This is a genomic window from Sphingobacterium sp. UBA7625, assembly GCF_002484085.1.
In the GTDB taxonomy this organism is placed as follows: domain Bacteria; phylum Bacteroidota; class Bacteroidia; order Sphingobacteriales; family Sphingobacteriaceae; genus Sphingobacterium; species Sphingobacterium athyrii.
The window spans coordinates 84,951-102,978 of the sequence record NZ_DLJD01000063.1; the positions used below are offsets into that span (position 1 = coordinate 84,951).

Here is an 18,028-nt window from a genome sequence, read left to right on the forward strand (position 1 = left end):
ACTAAGTCCTGCTCTCAATAAAGCAATTTCAGATTCACTAAAAGATCGTGAGGTATGTTCCTTGTGACTGTACATATAATTTACACTTTAGTTAAACAGATCTCTCTACAAAGATACAACAAAAAGCCACATCATCTCGACGTGGCTTAAAATAAACAGTATCGGGAGTACCGAGTACACTTTCTATCAATATCCTGGATTTTGTGTAAGGCCGGTTCCTAAACTGATCTGAGCAGAAGGAATAGGATACAGCAGGAATTTCTCGTCTTTCAGACTTTCATATTTTTTAAGGGCTAATTTCGTACGGCTAAAGTCAAACCAGGTCTCGCCTTCAAACATAAGCTCTTTTTCCTTTTCTTCTTGCACGGCAGTAACGAAGGCCTCCAGATTAGCATACGTATCGATCGGAACGGCGACACCAGCGCGCGTCTGTACCGCTTTTAGCGAGTTGTAAGCTGCTGTGCTCACACTATTATCAACACGCGCTTTAGCCTCAGCATGGATCAAGTAAATCTCTGCAAGTCGGATAACAGTTACATTTTGACTGGCTGGCGAGAAATTCGGAAACTTACCCATGAAATAATTATTATTGCTACCTTTTTTGACAGTAAAATCCTTTCGTTTGTCTTGCTCGGTATACAAGTCGAGGATTGCGGAGTCTTTAGCAAAAAATAATACGCTAGGATTGTCATTGGCTACAGCTGCGAGTGGATTGGTTGCTTGATCATCAAATTGAATTTCGAAAATAGCTTCGTTCGTATTTTGTGTCGTCCAAATTGTACTGAAATCCGTCACCAAGCCAAAGCCACCTGCTGTCAGAACTTCATTCGCCATATCCGCTGCTTTTTTATAATCATTCGTAATTGAAGCTTGATACAGATAGACCTTTGCCAACAGCGCTTTCGCCGCCCAATGCGAAGCCCTTCCCTTGATAGCATCACCGGTATTTGGATTTTCTTCGGGAAGCGCAGCAATAGCATCCGTCAGATCCTTAACAATCTGTGTGTAAAGTGCTGCTTTGTCGGATTCGACAATATCAATATTATCCCCTTCCTTGGTATACGTCAGCTTTAGTGGGGCCTTATTAAAGGCACGTAGCAGAAAAAAATAGTGCAACGCCCGAATAAATTTAGCTTCACCAACAAACATCTTTTTCTTGTCTTCAGTTATCATGGTCTCGGTCATTTTTGGGACTTCCTCAATCACTTGGTTGGCCGCGTTGATCGTGGAATATACAGCTTGCCACATATTGGCAATCCAAGGATTGATCGCTTGTATTTTATGTTCCGAGAAATTTTGGTATTCCGGGAAACTGGCAGAATGCCGAACATGGACTGCAGAAAATTCCGGAACAACGATGATGGACTGACCAAAAGAAAATGAATTCATCATCGTCCGATACATTCCCAAAACAGCGGCATTGGCGTTGGTTTCGGAATTGAAAAATTTATCTTGGGTAATCTTCCCAAGCGGGTCGCGATCCAAGAATTTAGAACATGATATTGCAAAAGACGCGATCATGGTTGCCAAAAAAATTAATAGTATTTTATTTCTTTTCATCCGTACAAATTATTTACGAGTGTATGTTTTAAATTGTTTAAATGAGTTCGCCCTATTCATCCTATTTATTCCTCTTGTCTCTAAAAGGCAAACTTCATCTTCCTTACTCACGCAGTTTAGAAAGTTACGTTAACACCAGTAGTGAATATCCTCGGTTGCGGATAACTACCGTAGTCATATCCATAAATCAGTCCTGTATTGGCACCACCGTGGCTTGAGCTTACCTCTGGATCATAACCTCGATAATTTGTGAATACAAAAGCATTCTGTACCGTAGCGTACCATCGGAGCTTTTTCATTTTAATTTTCTCTGCGATGCTGGACGGCAATGTATAACCAAACGTGATATTTCTAATTCTAAAGAATGAGCCATCTTCGACAAATCTTGATGATATGGCCCCGTTGTTCAGGTCGCCGGGTGCCGGCCTCGGAACGTCGGTAATATCGCCGGGTGCTCTCCATCTATCGACAAAGTCAACAAACTGATTGGAACTCGGGTTGAATCCTTCCAGTCCTGATGCCAGATTGTAATTGAAGATGTCATTCCCATAGGTGAATTGCCCCTGAATACTTAGATCAAAATTCTTATAAGCAAAATTATTGGTAATTCCACCAAAGAAAGATGGGTTAGGATCGCCGATCATCCTTTGATCTTTGTAGTCTGTCGGTGTTACGGCAGAGCCATCCGCACCGAGGTAATCGATCATCCCAGTCTGTGGATTGACACCCGTCGCTTGCCAGCCATAGAATACGCCAAGGGGTTGTCCCACTATGGCACGGTTCAGATCACCTACCCCGCCACGCATTTCTGTCAATCCCTCAGGTAAAGCAACTACTTTATTTCTATTAAAAGTCATGTTCAGCGAAGTTGTCCACTTGAATTCACCTACCAAATTCTTGGACGTTAGTTCAAATTCAAAGCCTTTATTTTCTATATCACCAGAGTTTGTAAATCGGTTGAGATAACCTGAGCTGGTCAGGATAGGCAGTCCGATTAACAAGTCTGTTGTTTTCTTATAATAGTAATCTGCCAATATTGAAATTCTATTTCCCAGGAACCCGGCATCAACACCAACATTCCATTGATTGGTGGTTTCCCATTTTAAATTACGATCGCCCAACACATTCGGCACAAAGCCTGCGAGTCCCATGTAGTTGTAGCCACTAGAATATAGTGAACGACTGGCATAGTTGCCGATGTTCTGATTCCCAGTAATCCCCCAGCTCGCACGAAGTTTTAAATCATTGATCACCTTAGAATCCTTTAGGAAATCTTCCTCTGTAAGTCGCCATGCTCCTGCGAATGATGGAAATACTGCCCACCGATTGTCAGCTCCAAAGCGTGAAGAGCCATCCGACCGCACGTTTGCATTAAGGATGTATTTATCTTTATAAATATATGTTGCGCGGGCAAATCCAGAGGCGATCGCCCATTCTTCGGGATAAGAATTTGCACCGGTAATAACACCTCCGGCAGTGATATAAGGAATATCATTATTCGGGAAATTTGAACGTTGTCCATGTACAAAGTCAAGTCTGGATTCCTGAACTGAAAATCCCGCCAAAGCATTGATGCTATGGTCACCGAATTTTTTATCATAGGTCAAGGTTGTCTCATTTATCCAAAGCTGGTCGCGGGTATTCCGGCGAGCGCCGATACCGCCTTGGCTAGCATAGGAACGAAGTCCAACAGGAGGCATAAAGAAGGTCTCATCAATAAAGCTGATATCAGTACCAAAGCTTGTCTTCAGTAAGAGCTCGGGAACAATATTGTATTCCGCGCTGGCATTTGCCAGTACCCGAAAAGTCTGCGCTTCATTGGTTGGGAGCGTTAGCATAGCGACGGGATTTTCACGTGTCGCTCTAACCTGGTCATAGACAAAGTTTCCAGCTGGGTCATACACCGCTAAGTTTGGCGGAGAAAATATACCACTTTTGGTAGCACCTTCTTTTGAATTTTCTTCCTGCACACGGTGGTTGACAGCCCTAGTTAGATTGATAGCCGTAGAAAATCTCAATTTCTCATTGTGCTGGTGGTCCAGATTTATACGACCGCCTATGCGATTGAAGTCGGATCCCAACAGTACACCGCCCTGTTTCATGTAGCCGACAGAAGTATAATATTGAGTCTTCTCACTCCCACCTCTTGATGAAAGTTCATAGCTCCTGGTTGATGCATTTCTGAATATGGCATCCTGCCAGTTCGTATTGACATTAGGATTGGCAAATATCTGCTCGGGAATGACTGCTTTAGGATCCTGTTGCTGTAAGATTTTGTAATAATCTTTCATATAATCCTGATACTGCTCGGTATTCATGAAATCGTAATACCGTTCCTTAGGTACCTGTGAGAATCCCTCGTACATATTAAAGTTGAACTCACTTTGTCCAGCCACCCCTTTTTTCGTACTAATTAGCACTACACCGTTTGCGGCTCTCGAACCATAGATTGATGAGGATGCCGCATCTTTTAATATTTCGATCGATTGAACGTCCGAAGGGTTGATCGAGGATAGCACATTGATCCCTTGGGTACCACCTCCAAAATCAAAGGTAGACCCTCCAGTAAAATTGGTGGTGCTGTTGACCGGAATGCCATCGACAACGTATAGTGGGTCCGAACTGGCATTTATCGATGTTGTACCTCTTACCCGAATACTGATCCCGCCGCCCGGCGAACCGGACTTCTGTGTCACCTGAACTCCCCCTGCCTTACCTTGTATTGCCTGGGTAATACTTGGCAATACCTCGTCTTCGATTTCATTGGCACCAATACTCGATACCGCACTCGGTAGCGTAGCGCGGTCCATCGTACCATACCCAACCGCTACAACCTGCACAGAATCAAGCACCTTAGTTTCGCCACTAAGTACCACCTGTATATCCTTTCGATCTCCAACGAGTTGAGTGATCGCTTCAAAACCAAGTGAAGAGAATCTGAGTTGATTCTTTGGACCAGCAGCAATCTGAAATTTACCAGCTTCATCCGTACTTGCAGACACATTTGTCCCGACTACCGCTACGGTAACTCCCGGCAGGGGGCCCTTAGGTCCCGTGACAGTCCCGGTCACTGATGTTTTTCCTGCGGACACCCCGCCAGCGCTATTCGGGCTACCTGTAACTCTTGTCGCACTATCCTGATTGGCAACTATTTTTGTCGTGCTATCCTGGCCAGCGGAGACATTTGTAATACTATCCCGACCAGCAGCAACAGTAGCAGTAGAATCTTTATTTCGCGCTGTCGAATCGGTTACAGCCTTCGTCGTACCGGCTGACAAGGCAACTTCTATCAGTTTTTGATTGTTTACAAAGACTTCTTTAATAGCATATCCAGTTTTTATAAAAACTAATACACCATTGGGATCCGCTGAAAGTCTGAACGCTCCTTTTTCATCTGACAGACCGCTATTACCCGTTTTCTTTTCGGTGACGACCACTCCCGAGAGTGCTGTTCCCAATGAATCCGTGACTTTACCACTAATCCCGATAGTATCAAGCGCAAGAAAAGAAGGCGGTTTAGCAAAAGAAGCTATATTAGCAGGATACTTAATTTCGATCGTGTGCGCCTGCCCTGGGTGGCAGAAAAGAATAAAACCGCAGGCTAACAGAAGAGTGTGGTTTAGGGGATGCATCATACGTTAAATATTTATAATAAGAATCTAATTGAAATAATTACGTTCCAAGCGAAAATGAAATACATACAACAAAAGGCTGAACATCACACCTTTCCCACAAGTCTATTTATATCAACTTTGTTACATATACTTATAGATAATAAAACGTCCTTAAATCTAATTTGTTATCAGTTATTGATATTTATTTTGAAAAAAATACCAACAGCGCAGTTATCACTCACAATAGACACATTATTAACAAGCTAAATATCAAAACGTTGACACTAAAATTAATTATAAAATATTTTTTCTTATAATGCTGTAAATCCGCAGAACACTTTTGGATTAGAACCGCAATTACTTGAAGATCTTCCTAATAGAAATGGTGTACCCAGTCACTAAAGCCGAAAATATTATTCAGATAAAATTTGTAAAATCAAACAAAAAAGGTACTGTTTTAAATTCCAAATATTTAGACAAAAAAGTATTTTTGTATTCTAAAGAAGTTCAGCTTCTGAACTATCTAGTGTAGTCTCGGTTTTCGGATCGGGACTACTTACTTTATAATTTTCTATAAACACGGTATCATTTTTCCAAAGTGTATACATTAAGATTAATAATTTTCTCTGTACGGCAACCTGTCCGACCATTTTTGACGGCTTTTTCTGGATGATTCTCGTGTAAGCTTCCTTTAGCACAGAATTATGCCTACAAGCTACCATAGCCGGAAAATACAGCGCATTCCTGATATACCTGTTCCCCTTTTTCGAGATCCTGGTTTTTCCTTTTACAGATGTCCCAGATTCCCGCTGAACAACATCGTATCCAGCATAGCTGACAAGTTGTTTGGCGCTACCGAACTGTTCAAACCCCATTGTTTCGGCAAGAATGGTAACCATGGTGATCATTCCAATCCCTTTTATTGTTGCAAGCTTCTCTATTTTTTTATGGAGCCCCAGATCTGACTTTACCAGCCTGTTGATTTCCCCGATGCATCTGCCAATCTCCTTATCTATCTCAGAAATAAGTTTTTTATTGCTTTTTAGTATAAAGATCTGGATAGCATGCGAACAGTCCTTACTATGTTTGATGTTACCTAATGCCGTTTTCTGCTCCTGTAGCTGGACATGGTATCTGGTCAGATTTCTCAGCTGCAATAAGACTGGTGGAGGAGGACTCCATGCCTTATGGATCCTTTCTACACCGAATTGACTCAGGATCCGTGCATCAACAGCATCCGTTTTGGTCTTGATATTGAGGCTCGAAAAATAGTGCTTTGACGTATTGGGAAGAACAACATGAACCCTTTTCTTAATCTTATGCAGATGGTGGGCAAGGTTCTCATAATACACACCGGTAGCCTCCATCAAAAAAACAAGTGCTGCATCTTTCGCAATGACTCCTTTGGCCCAACGCAGAAACTGGTTGAACCCTTTGCTATCATTACTGAAATCCACTGTCTTGGAGAACACTAATTCTCCATCATCTGAACACTGACACAGACATGCTGTGAATGTCGCTTTTGAGATATCTATCCCAATGCATTGTTTACTAATAGCCATAGTCAAGAATTTAAATCGTATCGACTTAATCCTCCTTCGTCTATCATTTTGTTTTATCCAGGCTCGAAATAGCGGCCTTAAGTACTGTTCAGACTCCTGAGAATAAAATCGTGTGGACAATTCCTTTTTTACGGTATAACGATCTGTTTACCTAGCCACATCTCGTCTCACACGAACAGCCAATACATTTTGTATAACAACAATATAATGACCTTTTCTAATTTCTCAGTAAAAATAAAAGCCACATCATCACGACGTGGCTTAAAATAAACATATGAATTTAATTAAACAGTTTCTATTTATATGAGTTAACCGAGCTCGCGATCTTCCAGCTTCCGGATTCATTCATCAAGGTCACGAGGTCGGTTTTTGTAAATGTTTCGAATTTCATTGTAATGCGTGCCACCATATAATTTTCGGATTCTTCAAGAATCTCCGTTTTGGTACTACAGTTTAACTTTTCACCCTTTTGTTTTTTCAAAAAGGAAATCACTTCTGAGCGTTTATTTGTACGTGCATTTTCACCTTGAATCTTTTGGCTGAAATCGGCAGCAAATAATTGTTCTACACCACCAGACATCCCTTCTGTCATCACAGATACATAGCTATCAATGGCCAGGTCCGCTGTAGATAGGTTCAATACCTTTCCAGGATTACCTGCTGCCATTGTACATGTTGATACGGCGATCAAAGCTGCTGCTGCGAATGTTTTTATTAAAGTTTTCATAATTTTTTCTACTTTATAGTGTTAGTTTTTATTGTCTCTTTTCTAGTAGTCGCAGGAATGTTGATTATGTTGCAACATTTCCTTTAAGTTTCATTCTTTAATTTTTTTCTTATCGGCAATGAAGCTATCATGAGCAAGAGATCCAATATTTTATTTGTAATCTGATATAACTCATGATGGTTTCTGATTCAAAAGTAAGACAACGCAGCCTGCGATTTTATTACATTTAGACTAACATAGGGTAAAAGTCGGTGAAAGGGGCAATTGGAGCGGTAAATGTGAAAATTATAGGCCACACTATTTAAATATGGTGCGATTTCGAGTCGCTGTTGCCAACACAAACTTGGATAATAAGGTGAATGATTTGGAAGTATACGATCGTAAATCCAACTAGGATCGGTGTACAGACAAATTCGTTACATAGTATGCTGATCGTTTTGTCCGGAATTGGCCTCTGATACTTTGTACGTTTAATATGGTCTCGGTCACACCTTATTTTTCAATAAGATGCCTTATACGTTTTCCACAAGGTTATTAACATCCTGTGGAAAACTTTAAATTACTTCTCGTGATCTCCCAATAACCATTTCGCAAAATCATCGATTTTATCTTTATTGATCACAAGCTGCTGTTCAAGCGGATAACTTAATGCTAATCTAAAGTTTTTATCGCCATTCACATAATATCCTTTTACAATGCTACGGTGTACTAAGTTTTTAAGCTTCGGCTTTGGCACGTATGCCTTCTTCGATCCCAATATTGACGAGATATAGTGGACACATCCATCTAATTTCTTAAAAAGAACTAACAATGCAGATCTTACATTTTCAAACATAATTTTTCGTTGTCTCTGTTACCGCCCTAACAAGAATATCGGAAACCAATCTGCATAATTATCAAATTGAAGACTACAACCTCATCGTCCGGCTGCGACCAATATTAGCTAAAGAAGTTGGACAAACTGTGCGTTATGAGATCTTGGACAACTTTCTTCACTTTCGGTTCAACTATTTCGATCGTCATCGTTCAATGATTGAAATCATTTATTTTTCATAATGCTAATATTTAAAAAATTCCTATAATTTAATCAATTCCTGAGGAGGTAAATACCGTTACAAAAAACACCAAGACTACAATTAATATAGCCCTGGTGCTCTTCCACTAAAATTTATCCAGTATTATCAGAAACAAAGTTTCTTATTGAATCTGCAATTTACCATAGAGCATATTGGTCGGATTGGCAATAGACCGGATTGCTGCTACTGGAAGTTTAACATTCGGATCCGAGCTAAAGACCCAATCAAATTTAAATTCCAGTTCTTTTGAACCATCTCCGAATAGATCATCAACGGGTTTTACCTGTGTTGCTCTTGTATTCCAATTATTTCCACCATCAATACCGGTACGTTTCAGATAAATTCGATCTGCTTCCCGTCGGTAGGTGTAAGTTGCCGAAGCAATAAATGTTGAGGTTCCAGATGTATAATTAATATAGAAAATGGCTGAACTGCTATTTGTCATTGTAAAGTACATATTGTTAATCGTCCTTCCACTTGCCTTGAACAATTCGGTTACACGATCAAAAATAGCAACGTTTGCATCTACTCCATTGACTTTACCTCTACTAACCATCTTTTTAAACGGTTTACTATTTCCAAAGGCATCTGAAACACTGTAAAGTGCTGGAGACGTCTGGCTTTTCAAAATTGTCGTCGTATTGTCGGTAGTTTCACCCTCTATAACATTTCCCTTTATCACAAAGCTTCTGATTTGTTTGTCCACAATCTTAACAGCTTTAACCAAATTGTAAGATGAGGAGGTTGTGTAATAAGAAGTCTGATAGACGCTGTCAATCCCGCCAGAAGAATTAACGTAGACAAAATTAGCCATCTTACCAACGTAATCGATTTCAAGGCTAATCTTTCCACCACCAGCATTATCAAAGTAAGTAAAGCCGTAATTAGTGTTCAGGAGATTTGTAAAATCAGTATTGAATTTATTCAATCCCCCATTTAAATAGCTTTCCTGTTCTTCTTTTGAAAGCCTGATCAGTGTAAAAGGCTGACGGTATTTTTTACCCGTAAAGAATAATGTATCCGCATTGTGCCGTTCATACAGAAACTCAATATCACTTTTAAATCCCGATCCTGCAGCACCACCCGCATCCGGTGCTGGATCCTGCATAATCGTAATGTAATTGTAGGTGTCAAAAATCAATGTTGGTGTAAACAATGGCGAGACACGGTAGGTGGATGATTTCAATTCATTCCCGGAAGATGTTGAGTAATCACTCAACATATCCACGGTCTGATCATTTTTAAAGTTAAAATAGAATCCAAAACCACCTTTTGCTCCCGTAGAAAATCCCCCCTTCCAGCCGTTGGGTGCATTGACCAATTCATTTCTGATATATGTGAGCGTATCCGAAATACGCTCTTCTGGTTTTTGTCCAAATACATTCTCGACATCGTCCTTCTTACACGCTACAGCAAAAAGAAGACAGCCTGCCAAAAAATTAAAAAATATTCTGTTCATATTATTTAAGTTCTATTGGTCCATAAAAATAATTTGCCGTTACTCCCTTTTCATAAAATCCACCATAAGTGCGATACAATGGATCTGTCGAACCGATTCCCGATGGAAGCCAATCAGCGATAAAAACTCTATTCGTGAAATATGGCAGTAGATAGCGTTCGAAATAATCTTTGAAATATATCGTAGCACCATTGCCATGTGCCGTTGTTGTTCCTTCTGGCATACGTTTACTAAAAGTCACTTCTCCTGTACTTGGAGTCGCTTTAAGATCAAAGTCATAATCCGCGAACAATGTGGACGTTTGCGCATTATTTAAATAAGTAACGCGAAGTGTCATGATATTATCCGATGAAAAACGTAGCTGCAAAGTCTGTGGATAACGTCTATTTCCTGATGGTTCCTGTGTGGAGACTGCATTTTTAAAGTTGTTCCAGATCGTTTTAAATGTTGACGAGATCCCATACTGATTATAAATTGGGAAACTGGGGTCAAAAGTAATCGTAGCAACTTTATTGGTATTGATCCAATTCGCCAAGGTCTGGGTCAAGTCCGTTGGATCTTTTGCACTGTACAATGTTTTGAAAGCATTCTGAACTTCAGTTTGTAATACACGAAAGTCAACATCAAAAGCATCTTTGAAATAACGAACCACAATTTCTTCTTTTTTGCGCAATTTCTGCTGGGCAGAAATTGGAGCTGACACAACATAATTGTCAAACCAGACCTGTCCTTCAACCAGAAGGTGAGCGGTCATCTCCGCAAAATCCTCCGTATACTGTCCACGGGCATAACGGCTTACAAAACCCAAAGATTTCGCCACCGCATCGGTATTGGACGAATTGGTCCAATCTGCATAGTAATCGCCTTTAGTCACCGCCTCAAAATCAGATGGAATAGGCACATTCTGATTTAGTATATGGGTGAATTCATGATGTATTGTTCTTAATTTGCGACGTACACCATTATCTCCTTCTACCGTTGCAGCATTGAAACTATTAACGCCATATAACGTCACCTTCCGTCCTCCGTCAGCTGTACCCAAGGTAACTGATCCATTCGTATTATAGGAAACCGAGCCATATAATAGGTACTGTTTCGGGGCAAGCGTCTTGATAAATTTATTCCCCGCAACCTTTTGATAAGGTTTCAAATAAAGGTTTAATACAGCCTCCATCATTGGTTTAACCTTATCTATGGCAACTGGCGCAATATCTTTGGAGACATCGGTCAAGTTGCGATCAAAACGGTAAATAACCTCTATATTAAAGGGATCCGTCAATTCGCTCATCAACCATTGATCCACTTCACTGTTTCCCTCGGAATCAGTGTTAAAACTATTCATATCAACATCCAGCTTATCACTATCTTTTGAACAGGATGTAATCGTCATCATTACAAGCACACAGCCTGTAATAATATATTGGAAATATCTTTTCATAACAGCAATATCTATCTAGGGTTAGCAGGAATTCCGGTATTAATAGCATCTTGAGGAATCTGAAATACCCGTCTCGGATCATTTTTATCCAAAGTTTGGAATGTTTCATTTCCACTTGCTTCTATAAAATTGTGTTTTACAGTCAAACCATGTCTTAGAATATCCATCCAGCGAATTCCTTCCTGCATAAATGCAATACGTTTGATTTCAAGAATAGCCATGATCACTGCATCTTTGTCTGATAAATTAGTTAAGCCAGCATTTGTCTGGAAATAGTCCTTAATTTTTGGAATAGTCAAGGCGTGAGCTGTAGGGTTATACGCATCTATATTGGCTGTACCAAAGTCATTGAGATCCTTTAAAGCCAGATCATAGCTTCCTTTTTGCACATATGCCTCAGCACGGTTCAATAGTACCTCATCGGCAGTTAAAAGCGGCGTCATAATGTAAGGATATCCTGTCCCAGCTTGAAAATTTGTATAATAGAATAATTCATTAAACTTGTTCGTCGTATAGTTTGGCGCTGTATATACGCCAAATTTATTAATCAATTTGGCCCCATACACTGTGTTACCGGTATAGATATTTTTTACTGTTTCACCGAAACTATAGCGCGCATTTCCAGCCCCGCTACTGCGCTGAAAAACTGAATATGTATTCGCTAACAGCAGATTCCATGACTTGCTTGCCTTTGTATACTCTTGCCGATATTCCGCATAGGACCTCGGATTTAAATCCGTTACATACTGACGGATATTTCCTTTAAAATTACCATCAGGATAAACGGCAGAGGCATATTGTATCGCCTTATCCCAATCGCCTTTGAAGAGGTAGAAGCGGACGGCAAAAGCGAACGCTGCCTGTTGCGTAAAATGGTAATGTGGCACTTCGTACTTCGCCCCTTTTAACAACGCTAGACCTTCCTCCAAGTCCTTTTCTATCTGTGCATAGGTAGAAGCAACCGTCCCTCGCTCATAAACTGGCCTTGTAGTTGTCTCTGGTTGAAGTGGATATGGAATACCAAGTCCTGAATTATCACCGCCGATTTGATAAGGATTGCTAAAAAAAATTGATAACATAAAGATAGAGTATGCTCGGGCGACTAACGCCTCCCCTTTATATTGATCCGCAGCAGCACCAAATTTTTCTTTTTCTATAGCAACCAAGGCTTCGTTGGTAACAGCTATTGCACGATAGCAGGCATTCCAATATTCTGCAGGCGAACCATTGCCTGTCTCTTGTACAACATTCCAATTATAAAGACTGATAAAAGGTTCGTTATTATGGCCTGCCAAAGCTGCACTTTTATCTTCGGCGTTATCTGAGGCCGTTTCCGCAAAGGTATAATAATTCCGATCCGGATAGGCTGTCACCAAAAGTTGCGATAACTTCTCCACGGTGTTAATCTGTGTACGCATATCAGGTTCTTCTTCGAGGTATTTGTTACAGCTCGTATTCAATACCGAGAGACCTAATGTTAAGAGTATAATTTGTTTATAATTTCTTTTCATCTTGTTCATTTTTTAGAATCCCAATTTCACGGCTAATGTGTACTGTCTAGGGATAGGCATTGCTACACCGCCGTTATTAAAAAACTCTGGGTCAGCACCGTTCAGCTTTTTATCCGAGTATAACAAGGCTATATTATTTCCCACGAGTGAAATTTGCGCTGTGCTGAATCGCAGCTTCGACACCAAAGTTTTAGGCAATTCATAGGATATGGCTACATTTTTTAAACGAATAAAATCTCCCTTGGCAACCCGTTGATCCGAGTAGTTGTATACATTATATGGATAGATTGCATCTGTTGTGGATCCATTGGGTCTATAAATCCTGTTATCTGCCGTGAACTTATCCAATATCGCCGGGATATTGGTCATTCTTTCATCTCCGGGCATTTGCCAGCGGTTGACCATATCCTTTGACATGGAGTTCATATCAGAATAGGTTGCTGAGAAAGTTGGCTGTAAACGCACATAGTTGCCTGTCGCAAATGTAAAGAGTGTGGATAAAGTGAAAGCCTTATACGAGAAATTATTATAAAATCCACCAGTAAATGTTGGATCTACCGGGCCATGGTATTTCAGGTATTTAACATCGGTCGTGTTCTGCAAATAAATATAAGGCTCATTCCGCTCACCATTTACACCAACGTATGTTGGATAACCATATTGGGGATTTAATCCATCGAATTGGAGCGAAAACAATCCGCGTTGCGCATACCCTTTCATTGGCGCCCCCTCAGCACGAACCAAGTTCCAGATGTTCGGGTTTACCTCAAGCTCCGTGATCTTGTTCGTATTATAAGCAAAATTAAACTGGGTCCGCCATTTAAATGACTCTCCTCTGACGGGAGTTCCCGCAATGGTAAATTCAAAACCCGAAGACTTCATTTTTCCATAATTGGCATATTTGGTGTTTTGACCTCCGATTCCCGAAGTTTTCAAGTACCCCAAAAGATCGAAGATATTTCTTTTGTAGTAATCCATAGTGATATTTACCTTGTCATTGAACAAGCCGATATCAGTACCGACATTGAACTCATACAATTTTTCCCATGTAAGCTGGCTATTGGCTAAACTGGAAATATTGATTGATGTCTCCTTTTCATTCTCATAGGGGCGATAGGTAATCCTGTTATAATATAATGTCGTAGAATTGGACGCGTCGCCCATATTAGCAACCAAACCGTAGGTACCTCTCAGACGCAATGAACTAAACACATCACCTTTATTGAAGAAATCTTCCTGATCTACGTTCCATGCTCCTGAGATATTCCAGGTAGGCAACCATCGCACATTACTTGTTGATCCCATTTTATTGGATCCATCGTACCGCACAGTGGCATTAATAGAATATTTTTCTGCAAAGCTATAGGCTCCCCGAAACATAAAAGCGACATTCCGGTCTTTACCATGGTTCATTCCAAAATAAGCATCACCGGTTTCGATCATTTTTTTGAAATACTTATAATTCGGATTTACCAATCCGCCGTTTGCAAATTGATATCCGACCCCATCATAATCCGAATTCTGACGATCAGCCATTCTGATCTCCATTGAACCAAATAAATTAAGACGATGGTCTTGATTAAATTGCTTATCGAATTCTAAATTATGTCGGAAGTAATAATTTTTGATATCATTGTTGGTCGTATTGAAGAAACCTCCATTAGGGAGAATAACAACAGCTGGATCGTTTGGAAAATCAGGATCTTTATACAAGAAATTATTACCATCATTGACGATTGTATTTGCATTTGCACGAAATGTCGAAGCCATATTGGAATTCTCCAGGACAGAATGATTTCTTTCAGAAAGCGCATAACGATAAGCCGCATCAATCGAGTAAACCAAAGATGGCATGATCCGATATTTGATACCACCTTGTATCTTCAAATCAATCATCCGTAGTTGCATATAATTTGTATTCAGCTCGTTGATAATATTGAAAGGAGCATAGTTTCGGGTAAAATATTCCAAACTACCATCCTCATTGTATGGTGTTATCAACCTACTGGTATTTAATGCGTACGAATAAGGATTGATATCAAAATCCCTAGAATAAGAACCGTATACAGGATCCGATTGACGTGTCAATGTACCCGGCGCTTTCTGGTCCCGAATTGATCCATTAATCAATAGTTCCGCAGAGAACTTGTCTGAGAATTTAACGTTTTGGCGTATATTCCCGGTGAAACGTTTCACATTGTCCACTAAAGTCTGTCCATTATCTCCTGTATAACTTGTAGAAATATAGGTCTGTGCTTTACTTGATCCCGAGGTGATACTCAATGAATGTTCCTGTAGTAATGAATTTTTAAAAAGCACATCAAACCAATCCGTATTTGCTTTGGTGTATCTTTCTAAAAATTTAAGTCTTTCGCCACGGGTGTTTTTCAATGCAAAAGAGTCCGTATTTTCATCATAAACATACATTTGATTATACATTTTTGTAAAAACACCACCATTTGCAGCATTGGCAACCGCAGCGTGATCCAGATAGCCTTTATTTTCCATTTCCAGCAAAACAGACATCTGTTCGGCCGAATTCATGATATCAAACTGACTGTAGCTCGGCTTTAAATAAGTCGTAAATGTTCCAGAATAATTTACTTTCGCTTTACCTTCTGTATTCACCCCTCTTTTTGTATTGACCACAATGACACCATTCATGGCACGTGCACCATACATCGCAGTTGCCGCTGCATCTTTCAGAATAGTAAAGGAGGCAATATCATCCGGATTTAAACCTGCCACTGATGACCCTAGTAAAGTATTTGCATCTCCCGAAGAGAGGGCTTCATTGGAAATATTGACGACATCTTCCAAGATAATTCCATCAACAACCCACAACGGCTTGTTATCTCCAGACAGCGAGGTCGCTCCCCTGACACGAACCTTAGGTGCAGCCCCAAAGGTTCCCGAAACATTCTGGACAGAAACTCCGGCCGCCTGCCCCTCTAGCATTCTCGTAATATCTGGTACACCGCTCCGTTCTGCATCCTTTGCATTTATTTTGGAGGATGCCCCGGTAAACAATTTACGATCTATATTTTGGTAACCAGTAGCGACAACATCAACGACATCTAGCTGGTTGTCTAAAGACGTTAAAACGATGGGAACATTTGCTCGACCATTTACAGCAACTTCCATTTCGGAAAATCCGACATATCTGACAACTAATGTGGCTGTACTAGGTGCATTTATCTTAAATCGTCCCTGTTCATCGGTTTGGGTAGAAACTGAAGTTCCTTTTACGGTCACTGTAGCGCCACTCAGTCCTTTTCCGTCTTTATCCTTAACAGTACCTGTAATTGACTGTTGTTGTAACGATGCAGTTAATGCATTTGAATTGGTGGATTTTAAATTACTGTTGACAGAAATTGTATTGGCAATAATCTTATATTCAATATTATTATTTTTCAATACAGCGTTGAGTGCTTCCTCAACAGTGGCGTTCTTGACATTGACTGAAATTCTCGCTTTCGAATTCAGATTTTCACTGTACAGTACGCGCAGATGAGACTGCTTGGAGATTGCAGATAATGCCTCTTCAATGCGTGCATTTCGCATGTTCAAGGTGACTTTCTGAGCAGTACCTTTGGCATGCACACCTGTAACAAATGCGAATAAAAGACATGTACTAATTTTCATAATACGCAAGGGTTTACAAAAACGTGGATCTTGAGGGATCAAGGACCACCTTTTGCTAAATGGTAAGTTATTCATACATTTACACTTTGTGGTTAATTGGGGTTTAATTGTTCACTTTTTAATTTAGGACCTGATAATCACATTTTTCTGAACAGGGATGCGCCAACATTCCTGTTCTCTTTTTTAAAGTCTTTGGGCTAGGTATTAATTTGTCATAAGCAAAGGGTTTGGGTTTAGTTAGATATTATTTAGCTTTTTGTTTCTATGATCAATTTTCTTCCATCCACTTCAAATTTGAGGTTACTTACATAGGATAGCATTTCCAGCACTTGAGATAGTTTAACATCACGCTCGATACTTCCCGTATACTCCTTGTCCAGCTGTACGTTTCCCCTGAATTTCACATCCAGATCATACCATCTTGATAATTGATGAGCGATATCTACGATCGTTTCCTTTTTGAAATAAAACTCATTGTTGTGCCAAGACAGATCGCGTTGCAAATCCGCTTCTCCTTTGATCAGATTATCCTGAGATGACCATGCATATTCTCCAGGTGATAGTTCGACATGCTGGTTATTTCTCGTTACTTCAACTTTTCCTTCCGCAAGCGTTGTACGAACTTGGTTTGAATATGAATTCACATTAAAATGTGTCCCTAACACTTTGATCTCATTCCCCTTGGACTCCACAACAAAAGGTTGATTCGGATTATGCGCCACTTCAAAATAAGCCTCCCCGTCGAGAAAGACCCGACGTTCTGTTTTTGAAAATTGCGCCGGAAATTTCAGTTGAGAAAGTGCATTGACCCAAACTTTTGTACCATCAACCAGCGTCATTTTATAAAAACTTGCCTTTGGTACAATTAACGAATTGTATTGTGCAGGAACAGCCTGATCTGTCGCTTTGACTATCAGCTCATTGCTATTGCCAACAAGATTATTGTTTTTAGTCAGTGTTTTCGTAGAATCATTATCCAGTGGGATCTTTGTTCCGTCTGCCAGCACTAAAATTGCTCCACTTGTCGCTGGTGCGATATCTTGTTTTTGTACAGCAACAACAGGTCTTTCTTTTGGGATATTAGCAGCGAATTCTGTTCGCCATAGTACGAAGCATCCAATTAAAAATGTAATGGAAGCGGCAATTCCTAAGGACCATTTTCCAATTGATTTTATTCCAGTACGATTTTTATTATTTAGCTTGTTCCAAGCCTTATTAGCATCCAGTTTACGAACAATGGATAAATCTTCTTCCATATTCTTTGCCTGGCGAAAAGATTCCAGAAATAGTTTGTTCTGCGGACTAGCATTTAACCAGTCGTCAAGCTGGCTTTGCTCTTCTCCAGTCAAGTTACCGCTAAGGAACTTCCGAAGTATTTCTGCAATATGTCCTGTGTTTTCTTTCATATATTACACTAAAGAAACGCAAGACGAAGA

The 18,028-nt window shown here is 40.1% G+C and carries 10 protein-coding genes; all 10 read right to left on the reverse strand.

Annotation, left to right across the window (positions count from 1 at the left end; translation table 11 throughout):
* Positions 1–186: 186 nt before the first annotated feature.
* Positions 187–1,560 (reverse strand): RagB/SusD family nutrient uptake outer membrane protein, encoded by a 1,374-nt coding sequence (locus B4G94_RS27195; RefSeq protein ID WP_286863230.1) that lies wholly within the window; start codon positions 1,558–1,560, stop codon positions 187–189.
* Between the two features lie 116 nt (positions 1,561–1,676).
* The gene (locus B4G94_RS27200; protein ID WP_286863232.1) at positions 1,677–5,195 is read right to left on the reverse strand and encodes a SusC/RagA family TonB-linked outer membrane protein; all 3,519 of its coding nucleotides are present in this window, start codon (positions 5,193–5,195) and stop codon (positions 1,677–1,679) included.
* 476 nt (positions 5,196–5,671) lie between these two features.
* Complete coding sequence (locus B4G94_RS27205; protein ID WP_108634995.1) at positions 5,672–6,736, reverse strand: IS110 family transposase; 1,065 nt, start codon at positions 6,734–6,736, stop codon at positions 5,672–5,674.
* Between the two features lie 295 nt (positions 6,737–7,031).
* Positions 7,032–7,463 (reverse strand): nuclear transport factor 2 family protein, encoded by a 432-nt coding sequence (locus B4G94_RS27210; protein ID WP_108634994.1) that lies wholly within the window; start codon positions 7,461–7,463, stop codon positions 7,032–7,034.
* Positions 7,464–8,022: 559 nt separating this feature from the next.
* Positions 8,023–8,298, reverse strand: a complete 276-nt coding sequence (locus tag B4G94_RS27215) for a hypothetical protein (RefSeq protein ID WP_286863235.1) — start codon at positions 8,296–8,298, stop codon at positions 8,023–8,025.
* A 362-nt stretch (positions 8,299–8,660) separates the two neighbouring features.
* Positions 8,661–9,998, reverse strand: a complete 1,338-nt coding sequence (locus B4G94_RS27220) for a DUF4302 domain-containing protein (protein WP_286863237.1) — start codon at positions 9,996–9,998, stop codon at positions 8,661–8,663.
* Position 9,999: 1 nt separating this feature from the next.
* Positions 10,000–11,436 (reverse strand): substrate import-associated zinc metallohydrolase lipoprotein, encoded by a 1,437-nt coding sequence (locus B4G94_RS27225; RefSeq protein ID WP_286863239.1) that lies wholly within the window; start codon positions 11,434–11,436, stop codon positions 10,000–10,002.
* Between the two features lie 11 nt (positions 11,437–11,447).
* Complete coding sequence (locus B4G94_RS27230; protein ID WP_286863241.1) at positions 11,448–12,947, reverse strand: RagB/SusD family nutrient uptake outer membrane protein; 1,500 nt, start codon at positions 12,945–12,947, stop codon at positions 11,448–11,450.
* 12 nt (positions 12,948–12,959) lie between these two features.
* Positions 12,960–16,592 (reverse strand): SusC/RagA family TonB-linked outer membrane protein, encoded by a 3,633-nt coding sequence (locus B4G94_RS27235; RefSeq protein WP_286863243.1) that lies wholly within the window; start codon positions 16,590–16,592, stop codon positions 12,960–12,962.
* A 248-nt stretch (positions 16,593–16,840) separates the two neighbouring features.
* Entirely contained in the window at positions 16,841–17,998 is a 1,158-nt protein-coding gene (locus tag B4G94_RS27240) for a FecR family protein (RefSeq protein WP_286863246.1), read from the reverse strand.
* Positions 17,999–18,028: the final 30 nt, after the last annotated feature.